Here is a 15,512-nt window from a genome sequence, read left to right as displayed (position 1 = left end):
GGCGGGGCGGGGTCTAGCCTCGGGACAAAGAAAACAGACGGCGCAGGGCAGGTGCTGCGGAATGGACGAGCTGTGCGAAGAGCTGCTTGCGGCCGAGCGGGTCGTGTGGGACGCGCTGGTGACGGGCGATGCGCGGGCTGACCGGACGGCGCTCGATCCTGGCTTCCTGCGGGTCCGCGAGGACGGCTTTGCCGGGCGCGAGGATCATGTGGCGCAGCTCGCCACCGGGCCTGCGCTGAGGGACTACCTGCTGACGGATGCGCGGGCGATGGCTGTGGGACCCGATCACGGTCTTCTGACCTACCGTGCGCGAGTCACGCGCGTGCCGGGCGGCGCCGAGGAAGTGCTCTACGTCAGCTCGCTCTGGCGGCGGGTGGGGGACGGATGGGTCAGCCTCTTCAGCCAGGACACCCGGGCCGTCCCGTCATGAGCCTCGCCGGACGGCTGACGCGCGCACCCGACGCCCACGACCGCGCCCGGGGGCGGGAGGCCGCGGCGCTGCTTTCCGGGGCCGCGCCGGACCTCCGCACGCTGCTGGAGGGCGCGGCCGGGTGCAGTCCCTATCTTGCCGGACTGATCGAGCGGGAGGCGGACTGGCTCGGCCCCGCGGCGGAGGACCCGGAGGCGGCGCTCGAGGCGGAGCTCGGCCTCCTGCCGGACCTGTCGCTTTCCGATCTCGGCCCCGGTCTGCGCCGGGCCAAGCGGCGCGTCGCGCTGATGGTGGCGCTCTGCGACCTCGGCGGCGTCTGGCCGCTCGAGACCGTGACCGGCTGGCTGACACGGCTTGCCGATGCCGCGGTCGAGGCCTGCATCCTCCGGCTCGTGGCCGAGCAACTGCGCCGCGAGAAGCTCCCCCCGGGCGCCGGGGAGGCGCCGGCGGGGGGCATGGTCGTGCTCTCCATGGGCAAGGGCGGGGCGCATGAGCTCAATTATTCCAGCGACATCGACCTCATCTGCCTTTTCGACGACGCGCTCTTCGACCGCGCGGACATTCCCGAGGCGCGCAGCGTCTTCGTGCGCGTCACCCGCGAGATGTGCCGGCTGCTGTCGGACGCGCGGGACGGCGGCTATGTCTTCCGCACCGACCTGAGGCTGCGGCCCGACGCGGCGGTGACGCCCGCCTGCCTGCCGATCTCCTCGGCCGAGACCTATTACGAGAGCATGGGCCGCACCTGGGAGCGGGCGGCCTACATCAAGGCGCGCGCGGCCTCGGGTGACATCGCGGCGGGCGAGCGGTTCCTCGAGGCGCTGACCCCTTTCGTCTGGCGGCGGCATCTCGACTTCGCCGCGATCCAGGACGCCCATGACATGCGGCTGCGCATCCGCGATCACAAGGGCCTCGGCGGTCCGTTGCGGCTCGACGGGCACGACATGAAGCTGGGCCGGGGCGGCATCCGCGAGATCGAGTTCTTCACCCAGACCCGCCAGCTCATCGCGGGAGGGCGCGATCCCTCGCTCAGGGTGCGCGGCACCGAGGACGGGCTGGCGCGGCTCGCCGCGGCGGGCTGGCTGCCGACGGAGACCGCGGCGGAGCTGACCGGCCTCTACCGCGCCCATCGCGAGGTCGAGCACCGCCTGCAGATGCTCGCCGACCAGCAGACCCATGCCCTGCCGAAGGATGCCGAGGGGTTCGACCGGCTGGCGGCCTTCATGGGCACGAGCGCCGAGGCGCTGCGCCGCGATCTCACGGCGCGGCTCGATGCAGTCCACGCGCTCACCGACGATTTCTTCGCTCCCGATGCGCCGGGCGCGCCGGACGAGAGCGGCTTCGGCGCCGAGGCGGTGGACGGCTGGATGCGCTATCCCGCGCTGCGTTCGGACCGGGCGGTGGCGATCTTCCGCAGGCTGTGGCCCTCGATCCGCGCGCGGCTGGCCGAGGCGGCGCGGCCCGAGGAGGCGCTGTCGCAGTTCGACGGCTTCCTGCGCGGGCTGCCCGCGGGCGTTCAGCTCTTCTCGCTCTTCGAGGCGAACCCGCCGCTGCAGGGCCTGATCGTGGACATCTGCGCCACGGCCCCGGCGCTGGCGCAATACCTGTCGCGCAATGCGGGCGTGTTCGACGCGGTGATCGCCGGGGATTTCTTTGCCCCCTGGCCGGGCGTGGCGGCGCTGACCGACGGGCTGCGCGCCGATCTCGCCCACTCGCAGGATTACGAGGAGGCCCTCGACACCGCGCGGCGCTGGGCCAAGGACTGGCATTTCCGCATCGGCGTGCATTACCTGCGCGGCCTCGTGACCGCCCATGAGGCGGGCGGGCACTATGCCGATCTCGCGGAAGCCGCGGTGGCGGGGCTCTATCCCGTGGTGGTGGGCGAGATGGCGCGGAAGCACGGCGCCCCCCCGGGTCGCGGCGCGGTGGTGCTGGGCATGGGATCGCTCGGGGCGGGGCAGCTCAATGCCACCTCAGACGTGGATCTCATCGTGATCTACGATCCCGCGGACGTGGAGGCCTCCGACGGGCGTCGCCCGCTGGCGGCGCGGGCCTATTACGCGCGGCTGACGCAGGCGCTGGTGACCGCGATTTCGGCGCCGACCGCCGAGGGGCGGCTCTACGAGGTGGACATGCGTCTCCGGCCCTCGGGGCGGCAGGGGCCGGTGGCGACGCAGCTGTCGTCCTTCGCCCGCTACCAGCGCGAGGAGGCCTGGACCTGGGAGCATCTGGCGCTGACGAGGGCCAGGGTGATCGCGGGGGAGCCGGAGCTCGCCCGGGAGGTCGAGGCGGTGCGTTGCGAGGTTCTGGCGACGCGCGGCGGCGAGAGGAACGTGCGCGCGGACGTGGCGGAGATGCGCGCGCGGATCGCGGCGGCGAAGCCCCCGCGCGGCGCCTTCGACGCCAAGGTGGGCCCCGGGCGGCTCCAGGATATCGAGCTCTGCGCCGGGGCGGCGGCGCTCCTTGCGGGGTCTCCGGCGCGACGGGTGGAGGACCAGCTTGCCGCCGGTGTGGCGGCGGGCGTGCTGCGGGCCGAGGCGGCGGAGGGGCTGGCGGAGGCCGAGCGGCTGTTCTGGGCGCTGCAGGCCTCCTCGCGGCTGCTGACGGGAGAGCCGCTGGACCTCGGCGCCGTGGGCGAGGGCGGCTTGCGGCTGATCCTCCGGGAGACCGGGATGGCCGACGAGGCGGCTCTGCGCGCGGCGATGAAGGCGCGGGGCGATGCCGCGGCGCGGATCGTCGGAGAGGTCATCGGCGAGGCGCGCGATGCGGGATGAATTCGATCCCAAGGGCCTGGTGGCAGAGGCCTATCTCATCGAGGGGATCGGCACGGGGGAATGCCGGTCGATCTTTCTCGACTGGGCGCTGTCGCTTCCGGCGGAGAGCGATTCCCGTGTGGCGATCGCGACGCTTCTGGAGCGGCACGGGGTGGAGGGGCATCCGATGACGGGGGTCCTGCGCGAGGGGCTGGCGGCGCCCGCGCGACGGGGGCGCCGCGGCGGGGCCCGCGGGCGACGCGGCTGAGGGACCTCGTCTGCCCGGACGGGGGATCTCGGCCTAGCGGGACAGGCCTGCGGCGGCCCTTGCCAAGGCGGTGATCGCGGGCCAGTCGGCCTTGGCCACGGCATCGGGCGGGGCGACCCAGCTGCCGCCGACGCAGAGCACGTTGGGGAGCGCGAGGTAGTCCGCGGCATTCGCGGCCCCGATTCCGCCGGTGGGGCAGAAGCGGATCTGCGGCAGGGGCGAGGCGAGGGATTTCAGCATCCGGGTGCCGCCCGCAGCCTCGGCGGGGAAGAACTTCTGCACGGTATGGCCGCGGGCCAGAAGCGCCATGGCCTCGGTCGCGGTGGCGGCGCCCGGGAGCATGGGCAGATCGTTCGCGAGCGCGGCGTCGAGGATCTCGGGCGTGGAGCCCGGGGAGACGCCGAAGGTGGCGCCGGCCTTCTTCGCGGCCTCGACATCGGCGGCGGTCAGAAGCGTGCCCGCTCCGACGCGCCCGCCGGGGACGCGGGCCATCTCGGCGATCGCCTCGAGCGCGGCGGGGGTGCGCAGGGTGACCTCGAGCGCGGGAAGGCCGCCCGCGACAAGGGCCTCGGCGAGACCGGCGGCGGCGCCCGCGTCCTCGATCACGAGGACGGGGATCACGGGGGCGAGGGCGCAGACCTCTGCGGCGTGGAGGGAGGAGGTTCCGGGGGTCATCGGGGAAATCCTTCTGTCGCGCGGGGCGCAGGCATGGCGGGACCGGACGGACGCGCGGCGGGCGGCCCGTCCGGGAGACGGTCAGACGACCACGGCGGCCCCCTCGGTGGCGAGGCCGACGTTCTCGCGGAAGGCGGCGAAGAGCTCGCGCCCGACGCCGGTCCCGTTGCCGGCGAGATCGGCAGGCGCGGGCGTGCGGCCCTCGAGGGAGACGAGACACTCGAGCGTGCCGGAGGTCGCGTCGAGCCGCACCGGGTCGCCGTCCCGGAGGAGCGAGATCGGCCCGCCGTTCGCCGCCTCGGGGCTGACATGGATCGCCGCGGGCACCTTGCCCGAGGCGCCCGACATGCGCCCGTCGGTAACCAGCGCCACTTTCAGCCCGCGGTCCTGGAGCACGGCGAGGGTGGGTGTCAGCCCATGCAGCTCGGGCATGCCGTTCGACTTCGGGCCCTGGTAGCGGACCACCACGACCACATCCTCGGTGAACTCGCCCGCCTTGAAGGCGGCCTTCACGCTTTCCTGGTCGTGGAAGACGCGGGCCTTGCCCTCGATCACCAGGCGCTCGGGCGCCACGGCGGAGGTCTTGATGACGCTGCGCCCGAGATTGCCGGTGAGCTGCACCAGCCCGCCCGTGGGCTGGAACGGATCGGCGGCCGGGCGCAGGATCCTGTCGTTCCGTGTCTCGGTCTCGGCCTTGACGTAGGTGATCCCGCCCGCGGACAGCTTCGGCTCGTGGGTGTAGAGCTCCATCCCGTCGCCCGCGACGGTCCTGGTGTCGGGGTGCAGGAGGCCCGCGTTCAGAAGCTCGCCGATCAGGAACTGAAGGCCGCCCGCGGCGTGGAAATGGTTCACGTCCGCAAGGCCGTTTGGATAGACCTTGGCCATCAGCGGCGTGACCGAGGAGATGTCGGCGAAATCCTCGAGATCGAGGATCACGCCCGCGCATTTGGCCATGGCGGGCAGGTGCAGCACGAGGTTGGTGGAGCCGCCCGTGGCCATCAGCCCCACGAGGCCGTTCACGAAGGCCTTCTCGTCGAGGATGTCCGACACCGGGCGGTAGTCGTTGCCGAGGGCGGTGATCTCCAGCGCCCTTTCGGTGCCCGCGACGGTCAGCGCCTCACGCAGCTCGGTGCCCGGATTGACGAAGCTCGCGCCCGGCAGGTGCAGGCCCATGAACTCCATCAGCATCTGGTTGGTGTTGGCCGTCCCGTAGAAGGTGCAGGTCCCGGGGCCGTGATAGGAGGCCATCTCGGCCTCCATAAGCTCCTTGCGGCCGACTTCGCCGGTGGCGAATTTCTGGCGGACCTTGGCCTTCTCGTCATTGGGCAGGCCCGAGACCATGGGGCCCGCAGGAATGAAGAGGCCGGGGATATGGCCGAAAGTCGCGGCGGCCATCACGAGGCCGGGCACGATCTTGTCGCAGACGCCGAGGTAAAGCGCCGCGTCGAAGGTGTTGTGCGAGAGGCCCACCGCGGCGGCGAGGGCGATCACGTCGCGCGAGAAGAGCGACAGCTCCATGCCTGTCTGGCCCTGGGTGACGCCGTCGCACATGGCCGGAACCCCGCCCGCCACCTGCGCCGTGCCGCCCGCGCCCCGCGCGGCGGCGCGGATCAGGTCCGGGTAGCGTTCGAAGGGCTGATGCGCCGAGAGCATGTCGTTGTAGGCGGTGATAATGCCGATGTTGGGCGTCTGTTCGGCGGTGAGGGCGTCCTTGTCCGACCCCATGGCGGCATAGGCATGGGCCTGATTCGAGCAGCTGAGGTGGCCCCGGCGGGGGCCGTCGGCGGCGGCGCGCGCCATGGTGTCGAGATAGGTCCGGCGCGGGCCTTCGGAGCGGGCGATGATCCGGTCGGTGACGCGGGCGATCGTGGGATGGAGGGCCATGTCTGTCCTTTCGGCGAAGGCGGGCGGTCCTGTCCGAACCGCACGCGGCCCGGCTGCGAGCGGCCTAATGGAATTCGTTACCGCTAACAATAACCGTGACCGCCTCTCCGAGATAGGGACAATTTCCTCAAAATGCACCGCTATCGCCCAGATTTCGCCCCTCGTCCTGCGCAGGATCACGTCAGACGCGGGGTCTGGACCCGTGTGCGGATCGAGGAGGCCCGACATGGCCGGACGGCGACACTTGCGGATCATCGGAGCCCTGGGTCTGGCTTTCGGGCTGTCCGCCTGCGGTGCGGTGGAAACGGTGAGCCGGGCCATGCCGCTGGGTCTCGGACCGGCCGGAGCAGGAGCCACGCCTGCCGCAGCGGCGCCCGCGCTCGTGGCGCGCGACTACAGGCTGACGGACGTGATCGTGACGGTTCCCGGGGAGCTGACCGTCTCCGAGGCGAACGGCTATATCCCGGCAGCGGACATCGTCTGGCGCGGCGACCCGCTGGGCGATCGCAAGGCGCAGATCGCCGCCATCATCAAGACCGCCTTCGAGACCGGCGCGGGCTATCTGGACGGCCCTCGCCCGGTGATCGCGGAGATCGAGATCCGGCGCTGGCATTCGATCACCGAGCGCGCGCGCTACACGACGGGCGGGCTGCACAACATCGACTTCCTGCTGACGATCCGCGACGCGGCCACGGGTGCCGTGCTCGAGGGGCCACGGATGGTGGATGCGGACCTGCCCGCGCTGGGGGGACAGGCCGCGATCCGGGCCGAGCAATCGGGCATGGGCCAGAAGGTCCGGCTGACCACGCATCTCGGGATGATCGCCCGGCAGGAACTGACCGGAATGGTCCCGGCCCGTTTCTGACCGCTTTCGCGGGCCGGGGGGATGCACTAGGACGGGGCCATGACCATGGACCGCGCCGCTTCCCCCGCACCGCCGGACGCCCTTCCATCCGTTCGCCTGATGCCCAAGGCCGAGGCCCGGGCCATCCGGCACGGATTTCCCTGGGTCTATGCCAACGAGATGGTCCTGGACCGGCGCACCAAGGCGCTGGAGCCGGGTTCGCTTGCCGTGCTCGAGGATGCGCAGCGCACCGCCCTCGGCGTGGTGGCGGTGAATCCCCTGTCGAAGATCGCCGCGCGGGTGCTCGATGCCTCGCCCGGGGCGGTGATCGACGAGGCCTGGTTCGAGAAGCGGCTGGCGGCGGCGCAAATCCACCGCGCGCTTCTCTACGACGCACCGTTCTACCGGCTCGTTCATGCCGAGGCGGACGGGCTGCCCGGCGTCGTCATCGACCGCTTCGGCGAGGTGGCGGTGATCCAGCCCAACGCGGCCTGGGCGGAGCGGCATCTTCCGGCGCTGGTGGCGGCGCTGGTTCGGGTCACGGGTGTGGGCACGGTGCTGAAGAACGCGGCTGGCCGGGCGCGGGCCCTCGAGGGGCTCGACGCGGAGTCGGGCGTGCTCGCGGGCGCGGCACCGAAGGGGCCGGTGTCGGTGCGGATGAACGGCGCCACCTACATGGCGGACCTCACCGGCGGGCAGAAGACCGGGCTCTTCTACGACCAGCGCGAGAGCCATGCCTTCGTGCAGCGTCTCGCGAAGGGGGCGCGGGTGCTCGACGTCTTTTCCCATGTGGGCGGCTTCGGGCTGGCGGCGCTGGCGGGTGGGGCCGAGCACGCGCTGGCGGTGGACGGCTCGGCGCCGGCGCTGGCGCTGGCGCGGGAGGGGGCAGAGGCCTCGGGCGTGGCGGAGCGGTTCGAGACGCGGGAGGGGGATGCCTTCGCCGTGCTGCAGGCGCTTGGCGGCGAGGGTGCGCGGTTCGAGGTGGTGATCTGCGATCCGCCGGCCTTCGCGCCGTCGCGGCAGGCGCTGGATGCGGGGCTCCGGGCCTACGAGCGGGTGGCGCGGCTGGCGGCGCCGCTGGTGGCCGAGTCGGGCTATCTCGTGCTGTGTTCCTGTTCCCACGCGGTGGACCTCGCGGCCTTCCGCGCGGCCTCGGCCCGGGGGATCGGCAAGGCGGGACGTCGGGGGCCGCTCGTCTGGGAAGGACGGGCGGGGCCGGACCATCCGGTGCTGCCGCAACTGGCGGAGACGGGCTATCTCAAGGCGTTGGCGTTCCGCCTGTGACGGGGACGCTCGTCCGCCCTGACGGGCGGTCTCGCCTGTTTCTCGACGCCTGCGTCCTCTACCCTACCGTGATGCGCGAGGTGCTCTTGGGCCTCGCGCGCGAAGGCTTCTTCGAGCCGCGCTGGTCGGAGCGGGTTCTCGAGGAATGGGCGCGGGCTGCGCGCAGGCTCGGACCCGCGGGCGAGGCGCAGGCGCGGGACGAGATCGCGGCGCTGGACGCCGCCTGGCCCGGGGCGATGGCGCCGCCGGGGGACGAGACCGGGCTCTGGCTGCGCGATCCGGGCGACATCCATGTCCTTGCCTCGGCGATCGCGGGGCATTGCCACGGGATCGTGACGCTGAACGCGCAGGATTTCTCGCCGCAGATCCTGGCCGGCGAGGGGCTGGTGCGGATCGCGCCCGATGCGCTGGCGATGGCCTGCCTCGGGATTGATGCCGGCCGGGTGCGGCGCGTGGCGGGGGCGGTGCTGGAAGAGGCCCGGCGCCTGTCGGACGGCGGCTGGGAGATGCGGGCGCTGATGAAGAAGGCCCGCCTGCCGCGTCTGGGGAAGGCGCTGCAGGAAGGGAGTATTTAGGGCCAGATGAGGAGGGGTGCGGGGCGCTTCCGTGCCGGGCGGACCACGGGTGGCAACCGGGCCGGTCCTGAGGGCGGGCCCGTCGCGCCGGGCGGCGGCCCGATCGAGCGATCGCGCGGGCACGTCGCCCGCGGGATGATCGTCGCCATGATGAGGGACGGCGCGATGGGGCCGATGCGCAGGGGAGGGTCGCCGGGGCGTCGCGGAGCGCGTGGTCGGCCCGAGCCGGATCGGAGAGCGCGAGGAGGCGGCCTGCCGCAGAGCCCGGGGCACCCCTTGACGGGCCCGGGCCGGGGCGGGCGCGCCCGCGGCCTTGCACAGCTTCGGCGCCGGTCAGGCGGAGACCTGGGCGATCCAGTCGGCGAGGTTGTAGCAGGTGGCGACGCGGGCGATCCGCCCGCCCCGGATCTCGAAGAAGGCCCCGGCGGGCAGGACATAGGACTGACCCCTGGCCTCCGGAAGCCCCTCGGCCGTCGCCCGGTAGCGGCCATGGACCGTGAATGTCGCGGCGGCGTGGCGTCCGGTCGGCTCGGTCATGACGACGATGTTCTCGAGCCGCTCCTCGTAGCAGCGGTCCATCAGGGCGAGGAACTCGGCGAAGGCCGCCTTGCCCTGCCGCGTCTCGCCCTGGTTCACGTCGTGGAGGACGTCCTCGGTCAGACAGTCGAGCAATCCGGCGGCATCCGCCGCGTTGAAGGCGTCGTAGTAGCGGCGGATCAAGGCGTCGGTGGACATGGGCACTCTCCTTCCGGGGTCCGGCCGAGGCAGTCCACCCTTGAGGCGGCGCCGTCAAGCGGACCCTGCGCCTGCGGGGCTAAGGCGTGCGGAAATGCTTCGACAGTTTCAGACCCTGGCCCTGGTAGTTCGACGACAGCCCCGCGCCGTAGAGCGTCTCCGGCCGCGCTGCCATCCGCTCGTAGACCAGCCGGCCCACGATCTGGCCGTGTTCGAGCACGAAGGGCGCCTCGTGGCAGCGCACTTCGAGCACGCCGCGTGCGCCCGCGCCGCCCGCCGCGGCATGGCCGAAGCCGGGATCGAAGAAGCCCGCGTAATGCACGCGGAATTCCCCCACCATGGCGAGGTAGGGCGCCATCTCGGCCGCATGATCGGGCGGGATCGTCACCGCCTCGCGGCTGACGAGGATGTAGAAGGCGCCCGGATCGAGGATGATCCGCCGGTCGGTGGCATGGACCTCCTCCCAGTAGTCCCGGGGTGCGTAGTGCCCGATGCGGTCGAGGTCGATGAGCCCGGTATGGGGTTTCGCGCGCCAGCCGACGAGGCTGCCCCGCGCCGGGTCGAGATCGACCGAGAAGCCGAGCCCGCCGTCGATCCGCGGCTCTGTATCCACCAGCGGTTCGCGCGCATGGAGCGCCGCGAGGGCGGCGTCGTCCAGCCGTGCCTCGCCCGCGCGGAGGCGCAGCTGGTTCAGCCGCATCCCGGGCCGCACCAGCACCGAGAAGCTGCGCGGGCAGATCTCCGCGTAAAGCGGGCCGTGGTAGCCCGGGGGAATCCGGTCGAATTCCGTGCCGCCGTCGGTGATCGTCCGGGTGAGCAGGTCGAGCCGTCCGGTGGAGCTCTTGGCGTTGGCCACGCCCGAGAGCGTGGCAGGCAGGGCGAGGCTCTCCATCAGCGGCACGAGGTAGACGCAGCCCTTTTCCAGCACCGCGCCGGGGCCGAGGTCGATGCGGTGCATCTCGAATTCCGCGAGCCGGTCGGCGACCTTGCGGCCCGCGCCCGCGAGGAACGACGCGCGCACGCGGATCGCCACGGCGCCGAGGCGCAGATCGAGGCTGGCGGGCTGGATCTGGCCGTCGCCGAGCGGCGCATCGGCGCGGATCGTGCCGTTCCGGGCGAGGGCGCGGAGGTCCTGGATGGGCAGAACGCCTGTCATGGGCCGGCACCTCCACCTGAGGGACACGGGCCGGTCCCCGGATACGAAAACGCCCGCCCCGAGGGGCGGGCGGTTTGCGATGGTCGGGCTAGCAGGACTTGAACCTGCGACCTTCCGTCCCCCAGACGGACGCGCTACCAGGCTGCGCCATAGCCCGACGTGAGGGGCGTTCTACCGCTTCTGCACTCGCGTGCAACCCCCGAATTGCCGGGGCGCGGATCATGGCGCGGGCCGGTCGCGCAGGGCCTCGAGCCGGGCGAGGGCGGCCTCGAGGCGGGCCGGATCGGCGGCGAGCGCTTCGGCATCGGCCAGGAGCGACAGAAGGCCCGGCCGGATCTCCGTGCCGAGCGGCAGGCCGTCCGGCCGCGCGCTGGCGGGACCGGACCGCGGAGGTCTGGCCCTTCCGCCCGTGCCGCGCGGGGCAGGCCGCGTGACCGGCATGGGTCGCAGGCTGCCGAAGGGCAGTTCCGGCTGCCATGCGCTGCCGGGATCGTGGGTCTCGTGGATGACCCGCGGTTCCGAGATGCTGGCGGGGTCCCCGCCGGCGAGGGCCGCGGCGAGGTCGGCGGCCTCGCGGATGGCGGGCTGCGGCAGGGGATGCGCGCCAGAGAGCGCGGCCTGCGCCGGAGCGGCGGGGGCTGCGCGGTCGGAGATGTCGTCACCGTCGGGCGCAGAGGTGTCGCGGGCCGTCGTCTCCGCCGCGTCGGCGGGCGCCGTATCGTCGTCGCGGGCCGCGGGGATATCCTCGGCGGGGGAGTCCTTTGCGCCGACGGGCGGGGGGGCTTCGGCGACGGGGCTTTCCTCGGCGGCGGCCTGCGCCTCCCCGGTCGCCGCTGGCGCGTCGGGGGCTTCGGCTTCCGACCTCTCGGGCGCTGTCGGCCCGGACGGTATCGGCGCGGGCGGAACGGGCATCCCGGGGGAGCGGCGCAGGAATGCCGGGAGCGTGTCGCCAGAGGCCGGAGCGACGCCGGGCGCGACCTCTGGCAAGCCGTCATCCACCGGGGACAATTCCTCGGCCCCGGCCATGTCCTCGTCGGTCCGATCCTCCGCGGTGCCGGGGCCCGTCTCCGGGAGCCGTCCTTGGAGGACGATCCCGTCCGCGTCCTCCTCCCCGTCCATGGGCGAGGGGCCCAGCGACGAGACATGGCGCACGCCCTTCTCCCGCAGAAGCTTCTGTGCGCCCTTAATCGTCAGGCCGTCCTCGTGGAGCAGGGTCTTTATCCCACCGAGGAGGGCCATGTCCTCGGGCCGGTAGTAGCGGCGGCCTCCGGCGCGCTTCACCGGCTTGATCTGGGGGAATTTCGATTCCCAGAAGCGCAGCACATGGGCCGGCGTGTCGAGCCAGTCGGCGACCTCGGAGATCGTGCGGAAGGCGTCGCGCGACTTCGCCACGGCCTCAACGGCCCCGGTTGCCTGCGGCGACGCGGTCCTTCATCAGATGCGACGGCCGGAAGGTCAGCACCCGGCGGGGATGGATCGGCACTTCCTCGCCGGTCTTGGGGTTGCGGCCCACGCGCGCGGCCTTCTCCCGGACGGAGAAGGTGCCGAAGGAACTGATCTTCACGGTCTCCCCGCGGACCAGCGCATCGGACACATGGGTCAGAACGCTTTCAACAAGCTGGGCACTGTCGTTGCGGCTCAGGCCCACTTCCGCATGGACAGCCTCGGCAAGGTCCATGCGCGTCAGCGTCTTTTCGGACATTCCATCCCCCTGTTTTGCCCAGAACATTAGGGACGGGGGGACAGGGGTGTCAACATGGCGACCCCGGGTCACCAGCGAAGTGCCACCGATCCCCAGGCCAGACCTCCGCCGATCGCCTCGACCACGACGACGTCGCCGGACCTGATCTGGCCGCGTTCGACCCCGACCGAGAGCGCCAGCGGGATCGACGCGGCAGAGGTGTTGCCGTGGTCCTGAACGGTGACGACCACCTTCTCCATCGGCATCCCGAGTTTCTTCGCCGTGGCCTGGATGATGCGGATGTTGGCCTGATGGGGGACGATCCAGTCGACGTCCGCATGGGTCAGTCCGGCCTTCTCGAGAGCGGCCTCGGCGGTGGCGGCGAGCTTGTCGACGGCGTGGCGGAAAACCTCCTTGCCCTGCATCCTGAGGACGCCGGAGGTCCCCGTGGAGACGCCCCCGTCGACGTAGAGCAGGTCGCGGTAGCGCCCGTCGGAATTGAGGTCGGTGGCGAGGATGCCGCGGTCGGCGGGGGTTCCGTCGCCCGTCGCGGCCTCGAGGATGACCGCGCCCGCGCCGTCGCCGAAGAGCACGCAGGTGGACCGGTCGGACCAGTCGAGGATGCGGCTGAAGGTTTCGGCGCCGATCACCATGACGCGGTCGGCCTGACCCGACAGGATCATGCCGTTGGCGTTGGCGAGAGCGTAGACGAAGCCCGCGCAGACCGCCTGCACGTCGAAGGCGAAGCCGCCGGTCATGCCGAGCGCGTCCTGCACCATTGTAGCGGCGGAGGGAAAGGTCAGATCGGCGGTGGAGGTGGCGAGGACGATGGCGTCGAGGTCCTGCGCCGTCATTCCGGCAGAGGCCAGCGCGGCGCGGGCGGCTTTCGTGGCCAGTTGCGAGGTGGTCTCGGTCTCGGCGGCGAAATGGCGGCGCTCGATGCCCGAGCGGGAGCGGATCCATTCGTCGGTCGTGTCGAGGGCGGTCTCGAACTCGGCGTTCTCGACGACGCGTTCGGGAAGGTAGTGGCCCACCCCTCTGATGACTGCCCGTCTCACCCCGTCACGTCCCCGCTCACTGCCGCTTCCCGGGTCTCCGTGCTGTCGTGCCCGAGCGTGCCGACGGCGGCGACGCGGGCGGCGAGCTTGTCCGAGAACCCGGTTTTCGCGAGGCGATAGGCGAGATTGAGGGCAGCCGCAACACCGGTGGCATCGGCCGAGCCGTGGGATTTGACCACCGTACCGTTCAGACCGAGGAACACGCCGCCGTTCACCCGCCGGGGATCGATTCGTTTTTTCAGCCGCGTGAGCGAGGTCATGGCAAGGAGGGCCGCGATCCGGCTGAGCGGCGTCTTGCGGAACGCCTCGCGCAGGAATTCCGAGATCAGCGAGGCGGTGCCCTCTCCGGTCTTGAGCGCGATGTTGCCGGTGAAGCCGTCGGTCACGATCACGTCCACGCGGTCGGAGGGGATGTCGCCGCCCTCGACGAAGCCCACGTAGTCGAACTCTGCCAGCGGGGCCGCGCGCGCGATCAGGTCGCCCGCGACCTTGAGCTCCGCCCGGCCCTTGTGATCCTCCACCCCCACGTTCAGGAGCCCGATCCGCGGACGCTCCAGCCCCAGACCGTTGCGGGCGTAGGACGCGCCCATCAGCGCAAAGGTGAGTAGGTCGTCCTCGTCGGCGCGGATGTCGGCGCCCACGTCGAGCATCACGTTGAAGCCCGTCGGGTTGCGCGAGGGCCAGAGGCAGGCGATGGCTGGGCGGTTCACGCCCTCGGCCTTTCGCAGGCGGATCATCGCCACGGCCATCAGCGCGCCGGTATTGCCGCAGGAGACGCAGACCTGCGCGCGGCCCTCGCGCACCGTCTCGATTGCGGACCACATGGAGGTGTCCTTGCCGTGACGCATGACGTGGGAGGGCTTGTCGGACATGGCCACCACGTCGGCGGCGTCCATCAGCTCCACCCGGTCGCCGATCCGCCTCCGGGCGATCAGGGGGGCAAGCTCCGAGGCGCGGCCATGCAGCACGATCCGCGCGCCGGGCGTCTTGTCGAGAAACTCCGCGAGGCCCGCCACCACGGTGGCCGGCCCGCTGTCGCCGCCCATGGCATCCACGGAGATGACCACGTCCTTCGGGGACGCCGCAGGCTCTACCGCGTCGCGCGATGGGGCGGTCGGGGCCGGGAGGGTCATGGCCGACGGGCGCCGCTTACGCGGCGTCGTCGTCCAGATCGACCTCGTCGGCCATCGCGACGACGGCGCGATCGTTGTAATGGCCGCAGGAGGGGCAAACGTGATGCGGGCGCTTCAGCTCGCCGCAGTTGGAGCACTCGTTCGGATTGTCGGCCGTCAGCGAGTCGTGCGCGCGGCGCCAGTTGCGGCGGGCCTTCGAGACCTTGTTCTGGGGAACAGCCATGTCTCAACCTCTCGTTCCGGGCGCGTCATGGCCCTGTGTCGTCATGTATCTCGGTGCGGAGAATGGGGCGCCATAGCCCGCCCGCGCCCGTTTGTCGAGCCGGCATCCGCAGAGAGCGGGGGCATAGATCGCTTCTCGGGGCCGCGCAAGGGGCGCTGCCGCGTCAGCCGCTACTTTTCGTCTCCGCTCCCGGTTCCCTCCTCGGGACCGGCATCCGCGCCGTCCGCCGCACCCCCGTCCGGATCGCCCCCCGGCCCGGGGCGCAGGGCCTTCAGGGCGGCGAAGGGCCTCGCGTCGTCGTCTGTCATGGGCTCGAGGCCCGGCCCGGCGAAGACCGCCGAGCCAATCGCCGCGCCCTCGGCCCGGGGCCAGTCCGGCAGCGCCAGCGCCAGCGCCTCGCGCGCCACCGCGTAGAGGTCGAGCGTCTCGGGGAGCGGTTCGGAGCGGTCGTCCTCGGGCATCTCCACCTCCGAACCGCCCTCCGGTTCGAACCAGCGGGCGAGATAGCGCCGCTCGACCGGTTCGTCGATCCGGGTGGTGACCGGCTCGAGCGTGACCACGCAGGGCTGCACCACGGTGGCGCCCAGCAAGCCGGTCAGCACCCAGTCGGCCTCGCCCGAGGGGGACAGGCGCGCCTCGAAACGGAACTTGCGCAGGGCGTCGAGCTCCAGCGCCTCGGCGAGGGCCGCGCGCCCGTCGGCGTCGGGCTCCAGCCGAATCTCGGTCGGGGCCCGGACGGGCAGGTCCCGAAGCCGCACCGGGTGTGTGGGAAGCGGGGCGGTCATGGATCGCTCCTTGTCATGACACAGCTTTCGG

At 72.0% G+C, this 15,512-nt stretch carries 16 protein-coding genes and 1 tRNA gene; 6 read left to right on the top strand and 11 right to left on the bottom strand.

Annotated features, from left to right (window positions below; genetic code table 11):
• Positions 1-61: 61 nt before the first annotated feature.
• The 3 genes from EAT49_RS12960 to EAT49_RS12950 are packed head-to-tail and all read left to right on the top strand — an operon-like array spanning position 62 to position 3,448.
• Positions 62-430: a nuclear transport factor 2 family protein gene (locus tag EAT49_RS12960; RefSeq protein WP_123642756.1), complete on the top strand. Its 369-nt coding sequence runs from the start codon at positions 62-64 to the stop codon at positions 428-430.
• Complete coding sequence (locus tag EAT49_RS12955; protein WP_123642755.1) at positions 427-3,201, top strand: [protein-PII] uridylyltransferase family protein; 2,775 nt, start codon at positions 427-429, stop codon at positions 3,199-3,201. Before EAT49_RS12960 ends, EAT49_RS12955 begins: the two co-directional genes overlap by 4 nt.
• Positions 3,191-3,448: a hypothetical protein gene (locus tag EAT49_RS12950; RefSeq protein WP_123642754.1), complete on the top strand. Its 258-nt coding sequence runs from the start codon at positions 3,191-3,193 to the stop codon at positions 3,446-3,448. Before EAT49_RS12955 ends, EAT49_RS12950 begins: the two co-directional genes overlap by 11 nt.
• Positions 3,449-3,481: 33 nt before the next feature.
• On the opposite strand, the gene eda is transcribed toward EAT49_RS12950, so the two are convergent.
• Both eda and edd read right to left on the bottom strand, forming a co-directional pair.
• Entirely contained in the window at positions 3,482-4,123 is a 642-nt protein-coding gene (gene eda, locus EAT49_RS12945; protein WP_123642753.1) for a bifunctional 4-hydroxy-2-oxoglutarate aldolase/2-dehydro-3-deoxy-phosphogluconate aldolase, read from the bottom strand.
• Positions 4,124-4,204: 81 nt separating this feature from the next.
• A complete protein-coding gene (edd, locus tag EAT49_RS12940) occupies positions 4,205-6,007 on the bottom strand; it encodes a phosphogluconate dehydratase (protein ID WP_123642752.1) in 1,803 nt (600 codons plus the stop codon).
• Positions 6,008-6,233: 226 nt separating this feature from the next.
• On the opposite strand from edd, the gene EAT49_RS12935 reads away from it, so the two are divergent.
• Genes EAT49_RS12935 through EAT49_RS12925 form a run of 3 tightly spaced genes read left to right on the top strand, consistent with a single transcriptional unit; the run spans position 6,234 to position 8,710 of the window.
• Positions 6,234-6,872 (top strand): DUF6778 family protein, encoded by a 639-nt coding sequence (locus EAT49_RS12935; protein ID WP_123642751.1) that lies wholly within the window; start codon positions 6,234-6,236, stop codon positions 6,870-6,872.
• Between the two features lie 39 nt (positions 6,873-6,911).
• On the top strand, positions 6,912-8,135 hold the full coding sequence (locus EAT49_RS12930) for an RSP_2647 family RNA methyltransferase (protein ID WP_246003845.1): 1,224 nt from the start codon (positions 6,912-6,914) through the stop codon (positions 8,133-8,135).
• Entirely contained in the window at positions 8,132-8,710 is a 579-nt protein-coding gene (locus EAT49_RS12925; RefSeq protein WP_281274731.1) for an RSP_2648 family PIN domain-containing protein, read from the top strand. Before EAT49_RS12930 ends, EAT49_RS12925 begins: the two co-directional genes overlap by 4 nt.
• Before the next feature lie 333 nt (positions 8,711-9,043).
• Here the strand turns inward: EAT49_RS12925 and EAT49_RS12920 are convergent, their stop codons facing one another.
• The 9 genes from EAT49_RS12920 to EAT49_RS12880 all read right to left on the bottom strand — a co-directional run bounded on the left by EAT49_RS12920 (position 9,044) and on the right by EAT49_RS12880 (position 15,481).
• Positions 9,044-9,445, bottom strand: coding sequence for a ketosteroid isomerase-related protein (locus EAT49_RS12920; protein WP_123642749.1), 402 nt, complete (start codon positions 9,443-9,445; stop codon positions 9,044-9,046).
• A gap of 79 nt (positions 9,446-9,524) precedes the next feature.
• On the bottom strand, positions 9,525-10,601 hold the full coding sequence (locus EAT49_RS12915; protein ID WP_123642748.1) for a 2'-deoxycytidine 5'-triphosphate deaminase: 1,077 nt from the start codon (positions 10,599-10,601) through the stop codon (positions 9,525-9,527).
• 80 nt (positions 10,602-10,681) lie between these two features.
• Positions 10,682-10,758: transfer RNA gene (locus EAT49_RS12910), tRNA-Pro, on the bottom strand.
• A 62-nt stretch (positions 10,759-10,820) separates the two neighbouring features.
• On the bottom strand, positions 10,821-11,993 hold the full coding sequence (locus EAT49_RS21550; protein WP_246003844.1) for a MerR family transcriptional regulator: 1,173 nt from the start codon (positions 11,991-11,993) through the stop codon (positions 10,821-10,823).
• A 4-nt stretch (positions 11,994-11,997) separates the two neighbouring features.
• Entirely contained in the window at positions 11,998-12,303 is a 306-nt protein-coding gene (ihfA, locus tag EAT49_RS12900) for an integration host factor subunit alpha (RefSeq protein WP_123642747.1), read from the bottom strand.
• A gap of 68 nt (positions 12,304-12,371) precedes the next feature.
• Positions 12,372-13,340, bottom strand: coding sequence for a beta-ketoacyl-ACP synthase III (locus EAT49_RS12895; RefSeq protein ID WP_123642746.1), 969 nt, complete (start codon positions 13,338-13,340; stop codon positions 12,372-12,374).
• Complete coding sequence (gene plsX, locus EAT49_RS12890; protein WP_123642745.1) at positions 13,337-14,473, bottom strand: phosphate acyltransferase PlsX; 1,137 nt, start codon at positions 14,471-14,473, stop codon at positions 13,337-13,339. Before plsX ends, EAT49_RS12895 begins: the two co-directional genes overlap by 4 nt.
• 16 nt (positions 14,474-14,489) lie before the next feature.
• The gene (gene rpmF, locus EAT49_RS12885) at positions 14,490-14,696 is read right to left on the bottom strand and encodes a 50S ribosomal protein L32 (RefSeq protein ID WP_123642744.1); all 207 of its coding nucleotides are present in this window, start codon (positions 14,694-14,696) and stop codon (positions 14,490-14,492) included.
• A 170-nt stretch (positions 14,697-14,866) separates the two neighbouring features.
• Positions 14,867-15,481, bottom strand: a complete 615-nt coding sequence (locus tag EAT49_RS12880; protein ID WP_123642743.1) for a YceD family protein — start codon at positions 15,479-15,481, stop codon at positions 14,867-14,869.
• Between the last annotated feature and the right edge of the window lie 31 nt (positions 15,482-15,512).

The sequence above is a fragment of the Histidinibacterium lentulum genome (assembly GCF_003789055.1).
Classification (GTDB): domain Bacteria; phylum Pseudomonadota; class Alphaproteobacteria; order Rhodobacterales; family Rhodobacteraceae; genus Oceanicola; species Oceanicola lentulus.
This window is presented reverse-complemented; position numbering and strand designations above follow the sequence as displayed.